At 53.4% G+C, this 19,184-nt stretch carries 22 protein-coding genes; 2 read left to right on the forward strand and 20 right to left on the reverse strand.

Going from position 1 to position 19,184, the window contains the following annotated elements:
* Positions 1 to 221: 221 nt before the first annotated feature.
* The 9 genes from KNP68_RS05440 to KNP68_RS05480 all read right to left on the reverse strand — a co-directional run bounded on the left by KNP68_RS05440 (position 222) and on the right by KNP68_RS05480 (position 6,964).
* On the reverse strand, positions 222 to 734 hold the full coding sequence (locus KNP68_RS05440) for a metallophosphoesterase family protein (RefSeq protein ID WP_131471075.1): 513 nt from the start codon (positions 732 to 734) through the stop codon (positions 222 to 224).
* A 5-nt stretch (positions 735 to 739) separates the two neighbouring features.
* Positions 740 to 1,330, reverse strand: coding sequence for an XTP/dITP diphosphatase (locus KNP68_RS05445; RefSeq protein ID WP_131471074.1), 591 nt, complete (start codon positions 1,328 to 1,330; stop codon positions 740 to 742).
* Complete coding sequence (gene rph / locus KNP68_RS05450; RefSeq protein ID WP_131471073.1) at positions 1,327 to 2,076, reverse strand: ribonuclease PH; 750 nt, start codon at positions 2,074 to 2,076, stop codon at positions 1,327 to 1,329. The genes KNP68_RS05445 and rph overlap by 4 nt, the downstream gene beginning before the upstream one ends.
* Complete coding sequence (gene racE, locus KNP68_RS05455) at positions 2,069 to 2,875, reverse strand: glutamate racemase (protein WP_031200117.1); 807 nt, start codon at positions 2,873 to 2,875, stop codon at positions 2,069 to 2,071. The genes rph and racE overlap by 8 nt, the downstream gene beginning before the upstream one ends.
* A 116-nt stretch (positions 2,876 to 2,991) precedes the next feature.
* Positions 2,992 to 3,255, reverse strand: coding sequence for a phosphocarrier protein HPr (locus KNP68_RS05460; RefSeq protein WP_021066838.1), 264 nt, complete (start codon positions 3,253 to 3,255; stop codon positions 2,992 to 2,994).
* A 71-nt stretch (positions 3,256 to 3,326) separates the two neighbouring features.
* Positions 3,327 to 3,767, reverse strand: coding sequence for an acyl-CoA thioesterase (locus KNP68_RS05465; protein WP_131471072.1), 441 nt, complete (start codon positions 3,765 to 3,767; stop codon positions 3,327 to 3,329).
* 9 nt (positions 3,768 to 3,776) lie between these two features.
* Positions 3,777 to 4,565, reverse strand: a complete 789-nt coding sequence (gene sdhB, locus KNP68_RS05470; RefSeq protein ID WP_207391685.1) for a succinate dehydrogenase iron-sulfur subunit — start codon at positions 4,563 to 4,565, stop codon at positions 3,777 to 3,779.
* Between the two features lie 8 nt (positions 4,566 to 4,573).
* A complete protein-coding gene (gene sdhA / locus KNP68_RS05475; RefSeq protein ID WP_131471070.1) occupies positions 4,574 to 6,331 on the reverse strand; it encodes a succinate dehydrogenase flavoprotein subunit in 1,758 nt (585 codons plus the stop codon).
* Between the two features lie 15 nt (positions 6,332 to 6,346).
* Positions 6,347 to 6,964 (reverse strand): succinate dehydrogenase cytochrome b558 subunit, encoded by a 618-nt coding sequence (locus tag KNP68_RS05480; protein ID WP_021066834.1) that lies wholly within the window; start codon positions 6,962 to 6,964, stop codon positions 6,347 to 6,349.
* A gap of 223 nt (positions 6,965 to 7,187) precedes the next feature.
* Between KNP68_RS05480 and KNP68_RS05485 the strand changes: the two genes are divergently transcribed.
* A complete protein-coding gene (locus KNP68_RS05485) occupies positions 7,188 to 7,580 on the forward strand; it encodes a YslB family protein (RefSeq protein WP_242678873.1) in 393 nt (130 codons plus the stop codon).
* 48 nt (positions 7,581 to 7,628) lie between these two features.
* Here the strand turns inward: KNP68_RS05485 and KNP68_RS05490 are convergent, their stop codons facing one another.
* The gene (locus KNP68_RS05490; protein ID WP_131471068.1) at positions 7,629 to 8,435 is read right to left on the reverse strand and encodes an aminoglycoside adenylyltransferase domain-containing protein; all 807 of its coding nucleotides are present in this window, start codon (positions 8,433 to 8,435) and stop codon (positions 7,629 to 7,631) included.
* On the reverse strand, positions 8,432 to 10,216 hold the full coding sequence (uvrC, locus tag KNP68_RS05495; RefSeq protein WP_029595863.1) for an excinuclease ABC subunit UvrC: 1,785 nt from the start codon (positions 10,214 to 10,216) through the stop codon (positions 8,432 to 8,434). The genes KNP68_RS05490 and uvrC overlap by 4 nt, the downstream gene beginning before the upstream one ends.
* 72 nt (positions 10,217 to 10,288) lie before the next feature.
* Between uvrC and KNP68_RS05500 the strand changes: the two genes are divergently transcribed.
* Positions 10,289 to 11,602 carry a dihydrolipoyl dehydrogenase family protein gene (locus tag KNP68_RS05500; RefSeq protein WP_131471067.1) on the forward strand — a complete coding sequence of 438 codons (1,314 nt, stop codon included), beginning with the start codon at positions 10,289 to 10,291 and terminating at the stop codon, positions 11,600 to 11,602.
* Positions 11,603 to 11,710: 108 nt separating this feature from the next.
* Here KNP68_RS05500 and mnhG read toward each other — a convergent pair whose 3' ends face one another.
* From mnhG to KNP68_RS05545, 9 genes are all read right to left on the reverse strand, one after another.
* Complete coding sequence (gene mnhG / locus KNP68_RS05505) at positions 11,711 to 12,070, reverse strand: monovalent cation/H(+) antiporter subunit G (RefSeq protein ID WP_214755725.1); 360 nt, start codon at positions 12,068 to 12,070, stop codon at positions 11,711 to 11,713.
* A complete protein-coding gene (locus KNP68_RS05510; RefSeq protein ID WP_131471065.1) occupies positions 12,048 to 12,347 on the reverse strand; it encodes a Na(+)/H(+) antiporter subunit F1 in 300 nt (99 codons plus the stop codon). Before KNP68_RS05510 ends, mnhG begins: the two co-directional genes overlap by 23 nt.
* Complete coding sequence (locus KNP68_RS05515; RefSeq protein WP_131471064.1) at positions 12,344 to 12,829, reverse strand: Na+/H+ antiporter subunit E; 486 nt, start codon at positions 12,827 to 12,829, stop codon at positions 12,344 to 12,346. Before KNP68_RS05515 ends, KNP68_RS05510 begins: the two co-directional genes overlap by 4 nt.
* 7 nt (positions 12,830 to 12,836) lie before the next feature.
* Entirely contained in the window at positions 12,837 to 14,321 is a 1,485-nt protein-coding gene (locus KNP68_RS05520; RefSeq protein WP_131471063.1) for a Na+/H+ antiporter subunit D, read from the reverse strand.
* Positions 14,314 to 14,655, reverse strand: a complete 342-nt coding sequence (locus KNP68_RS05525) for a Na(+)/H(+) antiporter subunit C (protein WP_131471062.1) — start codon at positions 14,653 to 14,655, stop codon at positions 14,314 to 14,316. Before KNP68_RS05525 ends, KNP68_RS05520 begins: the two co-directional genes overlap by 8 nt.
* Positions 14,655 to 15,095, reverse strand: coding sequence for a Na(+)/H(+) antiporter subunit B (locus tag KNP68_RS05530; RefSeq protein ID WP_131471061.1), 441 nt, complete (start codon positions 15,093 to 15,095; stop codon positions 14,655 to 14,657). Before KNP68_RS05530 ends, KNP68_RS05525 begins: the two co-directional genes overlap by 1 nt.
* Complete coding sequence (locus tag KNP68_RS05535; protein ID WP_131471060.1) at positions 15,079 to 17,517, reverse strand: Na+/H+ antiporter subunit A; 2,439 nt, start codon at positions 17,515 to 17,517, stop codon at positions 15,079 to 15,081. The genes KNP68_RS05530 and KNP68_RS05535 overlap by 17 nt, the downstream gene beginning before the upstream one ends.
* Positions 17,518 to 17,795: 278 nt before the next feature.
* A complete protein-coding gene (gene trxA, locus KNP68_RS05540) occupies positions 17,796 to 18,110 on the reverse strand; it encodes a thioredoxin (protein ID WP_021066822.1) in 315 nt (104 codons plus the stop codon).
* 107 nt (positions 18,111 to 18,217) lie between these two features.
* Positions 18,218 to 19,183: an electron transfer flavoprotein subunit alpha/FixB family protein gene (locus tag KNP68_RS05545; protein ID WP_131471059.1), complete on the reverse strand. Its 966-nt coding sequence runs from the start codon at positions 19,181 to 19,183 to the stop codon at positions 18,218 to 18,220.
* Position 19,184 lies beyond the last annotated feature (1 nt).

The raw sequence follows: 19,184 nt of genomic DNA on the forward strand, positions 1-19,184 counted from the left end.
ATCTTGTCCCCGAAAGGAAATAAGTTTCCTCGGTATTACCATCAGCATGATCTGTTAAGGCTTCACCGATATAGTGTCGTCCACTCCATAGGTTTCTGTTTCCCTATAAAGGCTCCTATTTGTCTTGAAGGGCGTTGCTCTATCCAGCTGAGCTATTGGGACATTGACAAGAAAACTATAATAGAAAAATGGTTTGCTGTCAATTCCTTCTTTTCATTCCGTCACAGCTTTCCGCTCACATCGAGATCCTCGACGACTGAACCGTCCTCAGACCGATAAAAGCGGACGTTGGCCTGCCCGTTCTCGAGATCCATCAGTACATACGTCTTGTCACTCCGTCCGCGCGGCATCCGAATCGAGCCCGGGTTCACATAGAGCACCCCGTCCTCAATCAACGCTCCGGCGACGTGCGAATGGCCGAACAACACGACGTTCGCCCCGACCTCTTCGGCCCGATAACGCAACCGGTTCAAGTCGTACTTCACGTCGTGGTGATGGCCGTGGACGATAAGAATCGTGCCTTCAGCCGTCTCCTCGATTCGCTCGAGCGGCAAGTCGCCACCGAAGTCGCAATTGCCGCGCACCGTGTGATACGGGAGTAGGTGCTCGTCGACGAGCGCGAGTTGCGAGTCGCCGCAATGATACGCGTCGTCAATTTCTTGTTCGTGCCGATTAAAGATGATCGATAGTTCTTCTGTCAATCCGTGACTGTCACTGACTACGAGAAAACGCATACGGGTCACCCTTTCATGAACGGAATGATTTCTGCCTCTAACTTTCGTAGTGCTTGACCGCGGTGACTGACCGCCGCCTTTTCGTCGCGTTCAAGTTCTGCTGCCGTCTTATGGAGCGACGGGACGATGAAGAGCGGGTCGTAACCGAAGCCGTTCTCCCCGTGCGGCGCGTAGCCGATCGTCCCTTCAATCGTACCGCGTACCGTCAACGTCTCCCCTGATGGTTTGGCCAGACAGAGGGCACAGATAAAGCGTGCCGTCCGGTCGGTCGCCCCGTTCAACTTCTCGAGCAAGAGGGCGTTGTTCGCCGCGTCCGATTTTTCAGGTCCGGCGAAGCGGGCCGAATGGACACCCGGTGCCCCGTCGAGCGCGTCGACTTCAAGCCCCGAGTCGTCAGCGAGGACGGCATGGCCGAAGTAACGGGCCGCTTCCTTCGCTTTCAGTTCGGCGTTCGCTTCGAACGTCGTGCCCGTCTCGTCCGTCTCCGGCGCGTCCGGATAGTCGAGCAATGACTCGACCTCGAAGCCGAGCGGCGTCAACATCGCCTCCAACTCTTTCACTTTTCCTGCGTTATGTGTCGCAATAATCAACTTCATGTTGTCTCCTCCAATTGTTCCCCGACATACCACCATGAGGCACCGAGCGCGTCTTCAGCCGCCTTGAACAGCGTCTCGATCCCGCTCTGGGCCATCTGGAGCATCTCGTTCATCTCGAGCAACGTGAACGTCGCCTCTTCCCCCGTGCCCTGCACTTCGACGAAACGTCCGCTCGCCGTCATGACGACGTTCATGTCGACCTCAGCCGCGGCGTCTTCTTCGTAGTTCAAGTCAAGGAGCAATTCGTCGGTCCGTCCGACCGAGATGGCCGCGACGCCTTCTTTAATCGGCGTGTCGTCAAGCTTGCCTTGACGGATGAGCGCATCGACCGCGAGGACGAGGGCGCAGAAACCGCCGGTGATCGAGGCCGTGCGCGTGCCCCCGTCCGCTTGGATGACGTCACAGTCAATCCAAATCGTCCGTTCGCCGAGCCGTTCCAAATCGACGACCGAGCGGAGCGACCGGGAAATGAGACGCTGAATCTCCATAGTCCGGCCCGACTGTTTCCCGCGAACCGACTCACGTACCGTACGGTTGCCGGTCGCGCGTGGAAGCATGGCGTACTCGGCGTTAATCCAGCCTTGCTTCTTGCCGCGCAAAAAGTTCGGGACGCGTTCTTCGACCGTCGCCGTACAGATGACTTTCGTGTCCCCAATCGAGATGAGGACCGATCCTTCCGCATGCTTGTTCACATGAGGAACGATTTCGACGGGCCGGAGCTCGTCCTGTTTTCGTTCGTTACGCATCGACACCGGACACCTCTACTTTCTCCGCTCTCACGGGCTGACCGAGCCACTCTGTCGCGAGCCGGTCAAAGATGACGACGTCCCCCGTCGCATAAAACTGGTGCGCCGGGACCGTGTCGAGGTCGTTCTCGAGCTCTTTGAAGTCCAGGATGGCCGCCACTTCGAGCGCCGTCTCGTCACCGGACGAAATCAAGTGGACGTCCGGTCCGACGACGTCTTGAATGACCGGCGCGAGCAACGGATAGTGCGTGCACCCGAGGATGAGCGTATCCATCTCGGAAGATTGGAGCGGCCGAATCGTCTCGGCAACGATTGCGCGGACGCGTTCCCCGTCGAGTTCGCCGGCTTCGACGAGCGGGACGAACGGCGGACAGGCGAGCGAGTACACATCAATCTCGCCGGCCACGTGCCGGAGCGCCGTCTCGTACGAGTTGCTCTCGATCGTCATCTTCGTACCGATGACGCCGATATGTTTATTGCGCGTCCCTTTGACGGCCGCGCGGGCTCCCGGGTCGATGACACCGATGACCGGGATGTTGAGGCGTTTGCGCGCCTCTTTCAAGACGACTGCTGTCGCCGTGTTGCAGGCGATGACGATCATCTTCACGTTCTTGCTTAACAGGAACTCAATCAGTTCCCACGTATAGGCTTCAATCTCATCGTGCGGGCGCGGGCCATACGGGCACCGTTCCGTGTCGCCGATATAGATAATTTCTTCTTTCGGTAGTTGGCGCATCAGTTCTTTGACCACCGTCAAGCCGCCAACTCCTGAATCGAGTACTCCAATCGCTCGTTTCATGATCATCACTTCCATTCCCATCTATCTTACCAAAAAAGCCGATTCTGAAAAAGAAACGGTCTCGTGACAAACAAAAAAGACGAGGTAGCCGATTGGCCGCCTCGTCCGTCGCTCAATTACTGAGCAAGACCTTCGCTTGTGAGCATGTCAGAAAGCGTGTTAACCGCTTCTTCTGCATCGTCACCAGCTGCAGTGATTTTGATTGTAGAATCTTTAGCGATTCCGAGTGAAAGAACACCCATGATTGACTTGAGGTTTACTGTCTTACCGTTGTACTCAAGGTTGATATCTGATTGGAACTTAGAAGCTGTGTTAACCAACTGTGTAGCTGGACGAGCGTGAATTCCTGAATCTGCAACGACTGTGAACGTTTTTTCCATGACGTGATAGTCTCCCTTCAAATTTCAATTCTACAGGCGGACCTGCAAAATAATTGTTTGTGAACTCATTATCAAATGATAGCGGATTCGCAAAAATTCTGCAAGCGATTTTTATATTCTGGAGTCCATTCGGTCGGACGACCGGATTTCGACAAGTGCACGAGGCTCGTGCGCCCCGCGAACATGAGCTGTTCTCCATCATATGCCCCGTAATGAATATCACATGAAGTGTTTCCGACCGTCAAGACATTGGCATACACCTTGATCGGTTGGCGCGGCATCACCTGGCGGACATAGTCACACTGAGCGTCCGCCACGACGACGAACCCATCTTTCAACGAGAACCCAGTCGCTTCAAGCAACTCGATGCGCGCATCCTCAAAATAGATGAACGGAATCGTGTTATTCATATGGCCGTACGGGTCGCACTCCGAAAATCGGACTTTGACATCTAGCGCGACCCCTGCTCTGACACGTGTTTCCCAATCGGCTTCCCGGAAGTACTTCGTCATCCGGATCCCTTACGCCTCAACCGCAGAACCGGTGCGGCCTTTATCGCTACCGAAGAACGATTTGAACGAGTGAAGCGTCGTCTGACGGTTCATCGCAGCGATAGACGTCGTGAGCGGAATGCCTTTCGGACAAACTTCGACACAGTTTTGTGCGTTTCCGCACTGTGCGAGGCCACCGTCTTCCATGAGCGCTTCCAAACGTTCTTCCGCATGGAAGGCGCCGGTCGGATGCGAGTTGAAGAGACGGACTTGCGAGATGGCGGCCGGTCCGATGAAGCTCGATTTGTCGTTGACGTTCGGGCATGCCTCGAGGCAGACACCGCACGTCATACATTTCGATAGTTCATACGCCCATTGACGCTTGTTCTCTGGCATCCGTGGTCCTGGTCCGAGATCGTACGTCCCGTCAATCGGAACCCAAGCCTTCACTTTTTTCAACGCGTCGAACATGCGCTGACGGTCGACTTGAAGGTCACGGACGACCGGGAACGTCTTCATCGGAGCAAGACGGATCGGCTGCTCGAGTTTATCGACGAGTGCCGTACACGATTGGCGCGGCTTGCCGTTGATGATCATCGAACAAGCGCCACACACTTCCTCGAGACAGTTCATGTCCCAGTTGATTGGTGTCGTCTTGTCCCCGTTCGCGTTGACCGGGTTCCGGCGGATTTCCATCAGTGCCGAGATGACGTTCATATTCGGACGGTACGGGACGGTAAACTCTTCCGTATAGGTCGGTTGATCCGGCCCGTCCTGGCGTTCAATGATAAAACGAATGTCTTTTTGATCTGCTTGCATCGGCGTCGTCATTTCGTCTTCGCCCCTTTCTTCGAGTAATCCCGTTTACGTGGCGGGATTAACGAAACGTCGATCTCTTCATACGAGATATCGACTTCCCCATTGTTATAACGTGCCATCGTCGTCTTCATGAAGCGCTCGTCATCACGTTCCGGGAAGTCCGGTTTGTAATGAGCCCCACGGCTCTCATCGCGTTTCAAGGCGCCGAGTGTGATGACGCGTGCGAGGTCGAGCATGTGGTCGAGCTGTCGGATGAACGATGCCCCTTGGTTGCTCCAGCGGGCCGTATCGGTCGCGGAGATGTTGTTATAGCGTTCACGAAGTTCACGGAGTTTGAGATCCGTCGCTTCGAGCTTATCGTTGTAACGAACGACCGTGACGTTGTCGGTCATGAGTTCGCCGAGCTCACGGTGGATTTGATACGCGTTTTCCGTACCTTCCATCGCGAGGATGTCGTTGAACCGCTCGATTTCTTCACGTTCGTTGAAGTTGAAGAGTGCTTCTGGCACGCTCTCTGTCGCTTGGTCGAGACCGCGCATGTAATGAACGGCCGCAGGACCGGCTTCCATCCCGCCGTATACAGCCGAGAGGAGCGAGTTGGCACCGAGACGGTTGGCACCGTGCATCGAGTAATCGCACTCACCGGCAGCGAATAGCCCTGGGATGTTCGTCATTTGGTCGTAATCGACCCAGAGTCCGCCCATCGAATAGTGAACGGCCGGGAAAATCTTCATCGGGACTTTCCGCGGGTCGTCGCCGACGAACTTCTCGTAAATCTCGAGGATACCGCCGAGTTTGATGTCGAGCTCTTTCGAGTCTTTATGCGACAAGTCGAGGTACACCATGTTCTCGCCGTTGACGCCGAGCTTCTGGTTGACGCAGACGTCGAAGATCTCACGCGTCGCGATATCACGCGGCACGAGGTTTCCGTAGGCCGGATACTTCTCTTCAAGGAAGTACCATGGTTTGCCGTCTTTATACGTCCATACACGTCCGCCTTCACCACGTGCTGACTCACTCATGAGACGAAGCTTGTCGTCCCCTGGGATCGCCGTCGGGTGGATTTGGATGAACTCGCCGTTCGCGTAGACCGCGCCTTGACGGTAAACCGCTCCAGCCGCTTGGCCGGTGTTGATGACCGAGTTCGTCGATTTACCGAAGATGACTCCTGGGCCACCTGTCGCAAGGATGACCGCATCCGATGGGAACGCTTTAATTTCCATCGAGCGTAAATCCTGACAGACCGCACCACGGCATACGCCTGATTCATCGATGATGGCCCGGAGGAACTCCCAGCCTTCATACTTCTCGACGAGCCCTTGCGCCTCATAGCGACGGACCTGCTCGTCTAGTGCGTAAAGAAGCTGTTGCCCTGTCGTCGCACCGGCGTAAGCCGTGCGGTGATGGAGCGTGCCGCCGAAACGTCGGAAGTCGAGAAGACCTTCCGGCGTCCGGTTGAACATGACGCCCATCCGGTCGAACATGTGGATGATTTTCGGTGCCGCTTCCGCCATCTTTTGGACTGGCGGTTGGTTGGCGAGGAAGTCGCCCCCATAGACCGTATCATCGAAGTGTTGCCAAGGAGAATCCCCTTCCCCTTTCGTGTTGACGGCACCGTTGATGCCGCCTTGTGCACAAACTGAATGTGAACGCTTGACCGGTACAAGCGAGAATAGTTTTACCGGAACACCCATCTCAGCCGACTTGATTGTCGCCATGAGTCCAGCTAGACCGCCACCGATGACGATCAAACTTTGATTTGCCATGTACTTTTCCCCCTATTACAAGATGCCAGCGAACGTCAAGATTGAACGGATGCCGACAAAAGATAGTGCCAAGAAGACCGCGCCTGAGACGTAGCTCATGAAGCGCTGTGAACGAGGCGACTGTGTGATCCCCCACGTGATGGCAAACGACCAGAGACCGTTCGCGAAGTGGAACGTAGCCGAGAGGATCCCGACTATGTAGAAGATAAGCATGAGCGGATTGTCGACGATGTTTTGCATCATCTCCGCATTCACTTCAACGCCACGCAACTTCGCCAAGCGCGTTTCCCAAACGTGCCATGCGATGAAGATGACGAGGAAGACGCCCGTGAATCGTTGGAGCATGTACATCCAGTTACGCGCGTATGAGTAACGATTCGTGTTAATCGAACCGAGAAACGCATAATACACGCCATACACGCCGTGGAAAATCATCGGCAAAGCGATGATGGTGACTTCAAGGAAGTACAAGTACGGTAAGCTCTCCATGAATTTTGCTGCCTTGTTAAACGACTCCACCCCATCGACGATATAGTAGTTGACCGACAAGTGGACGATCAAAAACAGGCCGATTGGGATGACCCCAAGTAGCGAATGGACTTTACGACTGAAATAGTCACGCTGCGAAGCCATTCTAGTTCCCCCTTTGTACGAGCCCTTGGCTCGTTTTGTAAATAAAAGCGTTTTCAAATGTAAATATAGCTTTCTGTCTCCTATTCTACTCTTGTGAATTTTGTATGACAAGACAACCTGACCGATTTGTGACACATTCTTTTGCAAAATACCCGGTGACCAAAAGCCGATTCGTCGTTATAATGGTATAGAGAGATTGGAGTGATGGAAGAAGATGGAAACGATGAGCCAACCCACTTTCGCGATCGAACTGTTGCGCGATTATGTGTTGACGGATTTGCTTGGGGACGATTACGCCCAAGTCATCTATTGGTCGGGTAAACGGGTCGCACGCAAGTTCCCGGTCATGCCCAATGAGGAACTGAGCGCCTTCTTTAGTGAGGCCGGCTGGGGAGATTTGACGCTGTTGAAAGAAAAAGGAAATAAATTCTTGTTCGAGCTCACGCCCCCACCCGCAACCCAAGAGAAGGCGACGGGCTACTTCCAGCTCGAGGCTGGCTTCTTAGCCGAACAGATTGCGGGTCGTTTCCAATGCGTCGCCGAAGGATATGCCGACGTGACGCGCGAGGCCGTCCACATCACCGTCCAACTAGACCGAAAAGATACGTATGAATGACGAAGAGCCGATGCGATTTTTACACCGCATCGGCTCTTTCTTTTTGAGTTAATCCTCTAACTCATCCATCTCTTCATGCGGGAAGAGGCGCTCATGGGCGAAGAAATGAAACTCGATGAGCTCCGACCTTGAGAACGTCATGTCTTCGCCCGCATACGCCGCTACCGCTTTTTGAATGACATGCAGGAGATCGGGCGGAATCGGTTGTCGCTTTGCCCAATCGAGCACTTCTCGTTTGGCGAGCACACGTCCATCTATCTCATAGGCCATCACCCGCACGAGATTCAGTACGCTATACACGGGATGATTCTCGAGCGAGCTGAAGCAATCCAACGCGTTGCCCTTGATTGCTTCTCGGTAATGTCCATCCTCAAACCCGAGCAACAACTCATGCAGCGGAGCCCCGAACAAGACACGGCCCCGCTCCATAATGACTTTAAGATGGGCGGCCAAATCCGGATCCGTCATTCCGCGTTGCTCATGGAGCAGTTCATCGATTGACATTTCTTCTAACCGCATGCGCCATTGCTCACTATAATGAAACTCGAACGGACTCGGATGGACCCATTCTTGTAACGCTCGTTCCGTCAGCACGGTCAGCTCGAGCGGATAAGGCTGCGTCGAAGTCTCCAGGCACAGTCGCATCAAACCGAGCCGTTCCTCGTCCGACAGGTCTTGGTCGCTCACGAACAGTAAATCGACGTCGCTCTGTCGCGGATGAAAGCCTCCCATCGTCAAAGACCCGTGCACGTATGCATGTCGAATCGCGTCCGTCACGTCACTAAGTCCACGAATAAACTGTTCGATAAAAGGGGATGTCTCGTCTGGAAAATCGGCTAATGCGTCTCGGTTCATTCATCGGTCTCCTCATGGACGTATTGGATTACGGTCTCGGCCAACTTCTCCGGCAGACCCGCTTCTTTCAACTGTTCGAGCGAGGCGAGACGGATCTGCTTCATCGACCCGAAATGACGAATCAACTGCTGACGCCGCTTCGGTCCGACGCCCGGGATATCGTCGAGCACCGACTTCGTCATCTTCTTCGTCCGCAGGCTGCGGTGGAACGTGATGGCGAAGCGGTGGACCTCGTCTTGCATACGTTGCAGCAAATAGAACGCGCTCGAGCGTGAATTCAATTCGACGACCCCGCCGCCTTCCCCAAACAAGAGCTGGCTCGTCCGGTGACGGTCATCTTTCTTCAACGAGCCGACGGGCAAGTCGAGCCCGAACTCGTTTTGCAGCACATCGAGGGCGGCGTTCAATTGCCCGATTCCCCCGTCAATCAATAACAGGTCCGGCAGACGTTTCTCTTCCGTCAACAGACGGCGGAACCGACGGCGCACGACCTCTCGCATCGTCTCATAGTCGTCCGGTCCTTGGACGGTACGAATCTTGTATTTCCGGTATTCCTTCTTGAGCGGCTTGCCATCCTCGAAGACGACGAGCGCCGAGACGGCGTCCGCCCCTTGGATGTTGGCGTTGTCGATGATGTCGACGCGCGACAAGTTTGGGATACCGATCGCCTCACCGAGCTCACGCATGGCGAGGAGCGTCCGCTCTTCGTCGCGGGCGAGTAACTCGAACTTTTCGTTCAAGGCGATGCCTGCATTTTTCGTCGCCAAGTCGAGCAACTGTCGCTTCGCCCCTCGTTTCGGCTGCATCACTTTCGTGCCGATCGCCTCGTTCAACAGATCGATGCGGACGATCTCAGGGACGAGCACTTCCTTCGGCAAGACGTTCTGCTCGTAGAACTGGACGATAAAACTCTCGAGCTCCTCGGACGGTTCCCCATGAAGTGGGAACAGGGATACGTCGCGCTCGATCATCTTGCCGCCCCGCATATAGAACACTTGGACGCACATCCAGCCGCGGTCGAGTGTGTAGCCAAAGACGTCGCGTGCTGTTGGGTCGGCCGTAATCATGTTCTGTTTGTTCATAATCGATTCGACGGCCCGGATTTGGTCACGGAGCTCGGCGGCGCGTTCGAACTGCATGTCTTCGGCAGCCTGTCCCATGTCGACTTGAAGTTTGGCGAGCGTCTCGCTCGTCTCCCCGTTCAAGAAGCGTCGAATCTCTTGGACGATCTCTTTTTGCTCGTCCGTGTCGATGGCAAGCTCACACGGTCCGAGGCACTGGCCGATGTGGTAATACAGACAGAGCTTGCGCGGCATCGGTTGGCATTTCCGGAGCGGATACAGCTTGTCGAGCAACCGCTTCGTCTCGTTGGCGGCGTAGGCGTTCGGATACGGACCGAAATAGAAGCCGCCGTCCCGTTTCAGCTTCCGCGTCGTGAGTAGTCGCGGATACGGCTCGTTCGTGATTTTGATATACGGGTACGACTTGTCGTCCTTCAAGCGGATGTTATATTTCGGGTCGTGCTTTTTGATGAGCGTCATCTCGAGCAGGAGTGCCTCGAGTTCGCTCGCCGTGACGATATATTCGAAATCGCGAATCTCGGCCACGAGCCGCATCGTCTTGATGTCGTGCGCCCCGGTGAAATACGACCGGACCCGGTTTTTCAGATTTTTCGCTTTCCCGACGTAAATGATTTCGCCGTACTCGTTCTTATGCAAGTAACAGCCGGGCTCATCCGGGAGGAGCGCCAATTTATGTTTAATGTGGTCAGAATGACTCAAATTCGATCACCTCAGTTTAGGTTCCTTCCAGACGGGAAAAAATTGATGAAGTCTCAGAGGGAGGGTTTTTGAATGAAACGGTACGATGTCATCATCATCGGCAGCGGCTCGGCAGCGAGCCAGGCCGCCAGCGTGTTACGTGACGCCGGTAAACAAATTGCGATTGTCGAGAATTGGACGTTCGGCGGGACATGTCCGCAGCGCGGGTGTGACCCGAAAAAAATGCTCGCGGAAGGAGCCAACCTGATTGCCCGGGCCGAACGGATGAAACCGCTCGGTGTGACCGGCGAACTCAAGCTCGACTGGCACGCCTTCAAACATCGTGTCGACGAATACCGTTTTGCCGTCCCGACGACGAAGATGCATCATTGGCAAGAACACGGCATCGATTTGTTCGAAGGCGAACCACATTTCATCGATGAAGACTCGATTGTCATCGGAGGACATGAAATTTCGGCGCATCAATTCTTGATCGCATCGGGGCAAATTCCGCGTCCACTCGACATTCCCGGCGGAGACGCTGCCATCACGAGCAACGACGTCTTCGACCTTGAGGTGTTACCGCAACACGTCATCATCGTCGGAGCCGGTTATATCGCCTTCGAGTTCGCCCATATTCTGCGCCGGTTCGGATGTGACGTGACGCTCCTCGTCCGGTCGCGGGCGCTGAAGCCATTCGACCGTAAAGTCGTCAAACGGCTTGTCGATGAGACGATTCAAATCGGGATCGATGTCCGCTATGGAATCGAACCGGTCGACATCAATGGCGACGTCGTGACACTATCAGATGACTCTACCCTTGAAGGGCTCGTACTTAACGCCACCGGGCGGATTCCGAGCATCGAGCGACTTCGCTTGGATGCGGCCGGCATCGAGTCCGACCACGGCGGCGTCTTGGTCAACGAGTTTCTCCAGACGACGAATCCGAACGTCTATGCGGCCGGAGACGTCGCCAAGAGCCGTAACCCGGCCCTCACCCCGTTCGCCGGACAGGAAGGTCGCATCGCCGCGCTCAACCTGCTCCGCAACAACACGCGTCCGCTCCCCGAGCGCCCCGCCCCGACGGTCGTCTTCACGACACCACCGATTGCCAAGGTCGGGCTGACGGTCGACGAGGCCAAGGCGCAAGGCATCGACTACGAGTGTAAAGACAACGACTTGTCCCATTTCCTCACGTATGAGCGCATCAACGACACGACGGCGTTCTCCCGCATCTTGCTCAGCAAGGACGGACACGTGCTCGGGGCCCACTTGATCGGGCAACACGCGCCGGAACTGATCAACTTGTTCTCGTTCATTATACAAAACAATATCACCCATCAACACGTCAAACACTTGGAGTTCGCCTATCCGACGTCCGCGTCCGACTTGAGCTATTTAATTTAACGTTTTCTCCAACATACGACAATCAACTTAGAGGAGCTCACAATATGAACGGTTCTGCACAGCCGATTGTCACACATAAAAAAGACTCGCCGCAGCGAGTCTTTTTTATCATTCCAATCCTTTATCCTTATCTTCTTTCAACGCGTCCTGAAGCGAGTCTTTCCAGAGCGGTACGCCTTTCGCATGTGCCGCCCGTGCAATCAAATGACCACCGACGGGTGCCGTCAACAAGACGAAAAACAATCCAAGTAAGAGACGGGCATCGAAGACACGCTGGTCGACCCAGACATGGAGCACCGCCGCGAACAGGACGAACATGACACCGAGTGTTGCCGACTTCGACGCCGCGTGAGTTCGCGAGTAGATGTCAGGCAACCGGAGGAGGCCGATTGCCGCCACGACAGTGAAGAACACCCCGATGATTGTAAATACACCGGTCAATATATCAAAGATCATTGTCGCGGTCATGATGGATAATCGCTCCTCTCTCTAGATATTTCGAGAACGCCACTGTCCCGATGAAGGCAAGAATACTGAGCAAGAGGATGACCTCAAAGAACATCGTCGTGTCCAGTAAAATCGACAAGAGCGCAACGACGGAGATGAGGGCAATCCCGATCGAGTCGAGGGCGATGACGCGGTCTGGTGTCGTCGGCCCTTTCACAACCCGATACAACATGAACAGCATCGCGATGAGAAGGATGGCAAGTGAGATATAAATCAAAACGTCTAACCAATGCATCATTCCGTCGCCTCCTTAATGCTTGATTCGAAGTTATCATATATGTCCTGCTTGAGCGCCTCTTTATCCGGCATATGAAGAGCATGGATATAGAGGATCTTATTGTCTTGCGATACTTGGACGACGAGTGTCCCTGGTGTCAACGAGATGAGCATCGACAAGAGGCTGATTTTCCAGCCCGACTTGAGCGACGTCTCGTATCGGAAAATACCAGGCTGAATTTCAAGTTTCGGACTCAAGACGAGGCGCAACACCTCAAAGTTCGCCATGACGAGCTCGCGCGAGAAAATGAGCAACAACTTCACGAGCTTGATGACGCGTGTAAAATAAAAATTGGTACCGGACTCCCGGAAAAAGCGGCGCATCATGAAGATGACGAGCAAACCGAGCAAATACCCGATGAGAAAACCGTACGTCGTGAACGATCCCGTGAGGAACATCCAGATGAACGCCAAGAAAAAGTTGATTAAGATTTGATAGGCCATCTCGTTGTCACTCCTTTAGTACGGCATCGATGTAAAGTTCTGGTTGTGTGAGCGGTTCGATTGCCTGGGTAATATACGGATGCATCAGCTCGGCTCCGAAACCGTATGCGACCGCCACAGCAAGCAACAGGCATACCGGGACGAGCAGTCGGCTCGTATATGGGACGAGCGGTCCGTCATAATGCTTGCGTTCTTCTCCCCAAAAGCCGTACAAGAAAATCTTGATGACCGAGAACAAGACGAACAGGCTCGAGATGAGGACGAGAATCGGTCCGAACAAGTCCCCTTCCCCGACACCACCTTGAATGATGAGAAGCTTTCCGAAGAAGCCACTGAGCGGTGGAATCCCGGCAAGCGAGAGCGCTGCGATGAAGAACGCCCAGCCGAACAACGGGAAGCGTGTGATCAATCCTCCCATATCGCGAAGCTGACCGGAGCGAGTAATGCCAATCATTATCCCGACGAGCATAAACAGCACCGCTTTGATCATCATATCGTGAATCAAGTAGTAGAGCGCACCCTCGAGTGATGTCTGCGTATTGATTGCAATCCCATACAGAATTACCCCGACGGCAATCATAATGTTGTAGATGATGATGAGCTTCACGTCATTATAAGCGATTGCCCCAACCATCCCTGTGATGATTGTGAGCACGGCAAGGACGATTAAAAAAGTCTGCAAGAACGTACCGTTCACGTCGAAGAGGAGCGTATACGTCCGAAGAATCGAGTAGACCCCAACTTTGGTCAGAAGTGCACCAAACAAAGCGAGAATTGGTGTCGGAGCGACGACGTACGATCCCGGTAACCAGTAATGGAGCGGCACGAGCGCACCTTTCAATCCGAAGACGATGATGAACATAACCCCAATGACCGAGATCACGTTCGGGTTGTCGACAAGCGGAATCTTCTGAGCAAGGTCCGCTAGACTTAGTGTCCCGACCGCACCGTATAGATAGGCGACCGCCATGACGAACAGCGCCGAAGCGATCACGTTGACGAGCAAGTATTTAATCGACTCGCGTAGCTGGACACCTTTGCCGCCGAGGACGATCAAGACGTATGACGAAATCAAGAACACTTCAAAGAAGACAAACAAGTTGAAGATATCACCTGTCGTGAACGCCCCATTGACACCGACAAGTAAAAACAGCATCGCCACGTACACGTAATTCTCCTCATAAGCGACCGAGAAGTAATGGACGGCGAACCAGACAATGAAGAGTGTGAGTAGCGTCGATGTCGTGACAAGCAACGCCGATAACATGTCCGATACGAGGGTTATCGAGAACGGCGCCGGCCAATTCCCGAGATTGAGGGTCAGAATGCCCTCTTGTGATACGGTATGCACCAATAAAAGTGATACAAGTAACGTGATAACAATTGACCCGAGTGCCATGCCGCGTTGAAGGCGAACGTTCTTTGGCAGGAACATCATGATGATTGCCGCAAGCGCAGGGATGACAATCGGAAACACAGGTAAGTTAATCATTCGATTCCGTTCCTTTCATTTCCTCCATATTATCCGTGCTCAGCTCTTGATAGGCGCGGTAAGCAAGTACCAAGAAGAACGCGGTCACCCCGAAACTGATGACGATCGCCGTAAGAACGAGCGCCTGCGGTAACGGGTCGGTATAATCGGTCACGCCGTCTACAAGGACAGGTGCGGCGCCTGTCTTCAATCCTGCCATCGTCAAGACGAGCAAGTGAGCGGCGTGACTAAACAATGCCGTACCGATGATGATGCGCAACAAACTCTTTGAGAGAATCATATAGACTGCACACATCGTCAAGGCACCGATAATGATGCTAACGAAGATTTCCATTATTCACTCTCTCCAATCGTTTGAATGATGGTCATCGTGACACCGATGACGACTAAGTAGACCCCAAGGTCAAACGCAATCGCTGTATGGAGTGTCTCTTCACCGAGCAATGGCAAATCGAATTTATCGTAGGCGTGCGTTAAAAACGGCAAGTTAAAGAAAATCGAATGCATCGCGGTCAATACGGCGATGAGCGCCCCCAGTGCCGTCATGCGCCGATAATCGAATGGCAACACTGTGGCAAGTGTCTTCGAGTCGAAGGCGAGGAGCAGGAGCACGAGTGCCGCTGCTGTCATCAAACCTCCGATGAAACCACCGCCTGGTGAGTAGTGACCCGAGAAGAACAAGTGAATCGAGAAGACGATAATGATGAAGAAAATAATCACCGCTGCCGTCTGTAAAATGACGTCATTGACACGTTTATTACTTTTTGGCTTCATGTCCATTTGCATCGTCTCCTTTCGTGCGTTGTACGGTCGTTCTAAACTTAATCATCGTATAAATACCGAGACCAGCAATCGCGAGGACGATAATCTCGAACAACGTATCAAAGCCACGGAAGTCAACAAGGACGACGTTGACCATGTTCTTACCGGCAGCCAAATCGTATACGTTTTCTTTATAGTATTCCGAAATCGAGCTAAGTGATCTATTCGACAATGTCATGAAACTAAGCATCATGACCGTAACCCCAACAAGGACAGACACGATGGCGTTGCCGACTTTGAAGCGCATCCGGGCTTCTTTCTTGCTGATGTCAGGCATGTGGTAAAACACGAGCAGGAACAACGCAACCGACACCGTTTCGATAACAAGCTGGGTAAGCGCGAGGTCCGGCGCTTCGAAGAAGACGAAGAACAACGCAACGCTATATCCGACGACACCAAGCAAGATGATGGCCGGGAGGCGTGAGCGCATGAACAGAATTGCGAGAGCACTCAATACAATGACGGCACCAAGCACATATTCATATGGCGCAATCTCGGCCAACTCGCCGAACGAGAAGTTGAACAAGTCGTACCACCACATCGAGAACAAGAGCATCCCCGACATGAAGACGAAAATGTAAATCAAGTACGAGCGGATGAAACCGGTCATATAGTTGTCTTTAAAGCGGTACGCCGCGTTATTCGACCAGACGAGCGACCCGTCATACATGCCATTGAGCGTCATGCGGTGTGGGATCCGATTATAGATTCCCATCCACTTGTTGATCGTGAAGAACATGAGCGTCCCGAGCAAGATGACCCCGATCGTCATATAAAGTTCAGGTGTCAATCCGTGCCAGAAGTAAATATCGACCTTCACATCTTGACCGCTCGCGACGAGCGTCGGATAGATTGACTCGACGGCCGGCTTGATGAGCGAGTTCGACAACACGTTCGGCACGAAACCGAGCACGACGACGAGGATGGCGAGAATCGCCGGCGGAATCAGCATCCCAATCGGGGCCTCGTGCGGCTGTTTCGGCAACTTGTCGAATTGGGCTTTGCCCATGAACGTCCGTGTGAAGATGATCAAACTGTAGATGAATGTGAACACGCTCGCGATGAACGCGACGACCGGAATCAAGATACCAATCGTATCGAGCGCGAAGAAGTCCATCGAGAACACCTTCGTCGTCGCCTTCAAAAACATCTCTTTACTGAGGAAGCCGTTAAATGGCGGTAACCCTGCCATCGACAACGAACCGATGACGGCAATCGTGAACGTGATCGGCATGACGGTCATGAGACCGCCGAGTTTGCGAATATCACGTGTCCCCGTCTCATGGTCGACAATCCCGACCATCATGAACAGAGACCCTTTGAACGTCGCGTGGTTGATCAAGTGGAAGATTGCCGCGATCGTCGCGACCATATAGATGTTATCATCCATACCGTCATAATGAAGCGCCGCGGCACCAAGGCCGAGGAGCGACATGATGAGTCCGAGTTGACTGATGGTCGAGAAGGCGAGGATTCCTTTCAAATCGGTCTGTTTGACCGCGTTGAATGAACCCCAGAACAACGTGAACGTCCCGACCGCTGCAATCGTCCAGAGCCAGATCGGTGACTCTTGGAACACCGGGCTCATCCGTGCAACGAGATAGAGACCGGCCTTGACCATCGTCGCCGAATGGAGATATGCACTGACCGGGGTCGGTGCTTCCATCGCGTCCGGCAACCAGATGTGGAACGGGAATTGCGCCGACTTCGTGAAGGCGCCGAGCAAGATGAGAATCATCGCTGCGATAAAGAAAGGACTCTCCGCAATCAACGCCTGGTTTGCAACCATGTCACGGATACTGAACGAGCCGACGATCGACTCGAGAACCACGATCCCACCGAGCATCGACAGCCCACCGAAAACAGTGATGAGCATCGATTTGCGCGCCCCGTAACGGGAACGCTCTTTTTCATACCAATACCCGATCAACAGGAATGACGAAATTGATGTCAATTCCCAGAACATGTACATGACGACCATGTTGTCCGAGAGGACGACACCAAGCATCGCGCCCATGAACAAGAGCAGGTACACATAAAAATGACCGAGCGACTCTTTGTCTTTATTCAAGTAATAAATCGAATACAGGACGACGAGCGCCCCGATCCCCGTAATGAGGAGCGCGAATAAAAGACCGAGACCGTCCACATACGCCGTGAAGTTGATGCCGAGCGATGGCATCCATCGTACCGTTTCAGTTACGACACCCCCGTCACTCGTGACGCTGATAAAACGGAAAAAGTACACGAACAACAGCGTTGGCACGACCAACACAAACCAACCCGTATGTATTCGTTTCAAAGCCCGAAACAGAAACGGGATAAACGGCGCCGCCAGAAGCGGCAATAAAATTGCGAGATGTAACACCGACAAGAAAATTCCTCCTTCGAACAGAGTCGTACAAGTGCTGTAACAAGGTGAACCTAAAAGTAGGTTCATCTGACTACATCACGTCTCTACATGAGTATAACGTAAATTTTCCGTTCTTAGCCATGATAAAAACTTCCCCGTTTATTCACAATTCTAAATCATTTTAAAACTTTTAAATATGAAAGAACACGTCGGAAAATGTAAAAAAAATCTCACGATTCAATTTTAGAATGGCGTATAAAAAAACAACCGACGGGAAACCCGAGCGGTTGTTTTGGGCATTATTGTGCTGTCGCGATAAACTCTTTGAGTGCTTCTTTTGGTTGGAAGCCCATTGTTTTCGAAACAGGTTGTCCGTCTTTGAACATCATAAGTGTCGGGATACTTTGGATTTGGAAAGCGCCCGCTACTTCTGGGTTCTCGTCAACGTCGAGTTTGACGATTTGGACTTGGTCGCCCATCTCTTGGTCAAGCTCTTCGAGTACCGGTGCGATCATGCGGCACGGTCCACACCAAGCTGCCCAGAAATCGACGAGGACGACGCCCTCTTTTACTTCTTGTTCAAATGTTTGAGTCGTTGCGTGTTTAATAGCCATTTGGTAAATACCTCCCCAGTAAGATGTGAGAGCCGGATGAAGCACCCTCATGCATTTCATGTTCAGAGTATACCACGGAGGGTACGTTTCCCCAAACGTTCTGCATATCAGCTATTGACGAGGTGTTTGCGGAACTCTTCCGTCAAGAGTGGGACGACGTCGAACAAGTCGCCGACGATGCCGTAATCGGCCACGCTGAAGATGTTCGCTTCCGGATCTTTGTTGATGGCGACGATGACTTTGGCGTTGCTCATGCCGGCCAAGTGTTGAATCGCGCCCGAGATGCCGCAGGCGATATACAGGTCCGGCGTGACGACTTTGCCGGTCTGACCGATTTGAAGCGCGTAGTCGCAATAGTCGGCGTCACATGCTCCACGTGAAGCACCGACGGCCCCGCCAAGCAGTTCAGCGAGCTCTTCGAGCGGCTTGAAGCCGTCTTCGCTCTTGACACCACGGCCACCGGCGACGATGACTTTCGCTTCTGACAAGTCGACTTTGCCGGTCGCCTTGCGGACGACTTCTTTGACGATCATGGCGAGGTCTTTCAGTTCAACGCTCGGTGTCTCGACCGTAGCGCTCGCCCCGGCCGTACGCGGAAGTGCGTCGATGTTGTTCGGGCGGATCGTGAAGAACATGACCGAGTCTTTGAATTTCACTTTCTCGAACGCCTTCCCTGAATAGATTGGGCGGACGAACTCGGCTTCTTTGCCTGACCCTTCGATTGAGACGACGTCACTAATGAGACCTGCGTCAAGACGCGCTGCGAGTTTCGGGGCGATGTCTTTCCCGAGTGCCGTATGACCGAGCACGATCATGTCCGGTGACTCTTGGTCGATGACTTGGCGGAGCACTTGCCCATAACCGTCCGGCGTGTAGTGCTTGAGACGCTCGTCTTCGATGACGAGGACGCGACCCGCGCCGTACTCCCCGAGTTCCGTCGCGAGTGCTTTGACGTCATCCCCGATGACGACTGCCGTCACGTCGTCCGTCAATTGCTTCGCTGCAGCGATTGCTTCAAATGATACGTTCCGTAACGCGCCTTCACGCGCTTCTGCGAGTACTAAAGCTTTCATC

The organism is Exiguobacterium sp. s50 (assembly GCF_018618175.1).
Lineage (GTDB): Bacteria > Bacillota > Bacilli > Exiguobacteriales > Exiguobacteriaceae > Exiguobacterium > Exiguobacterium chiriqhucha.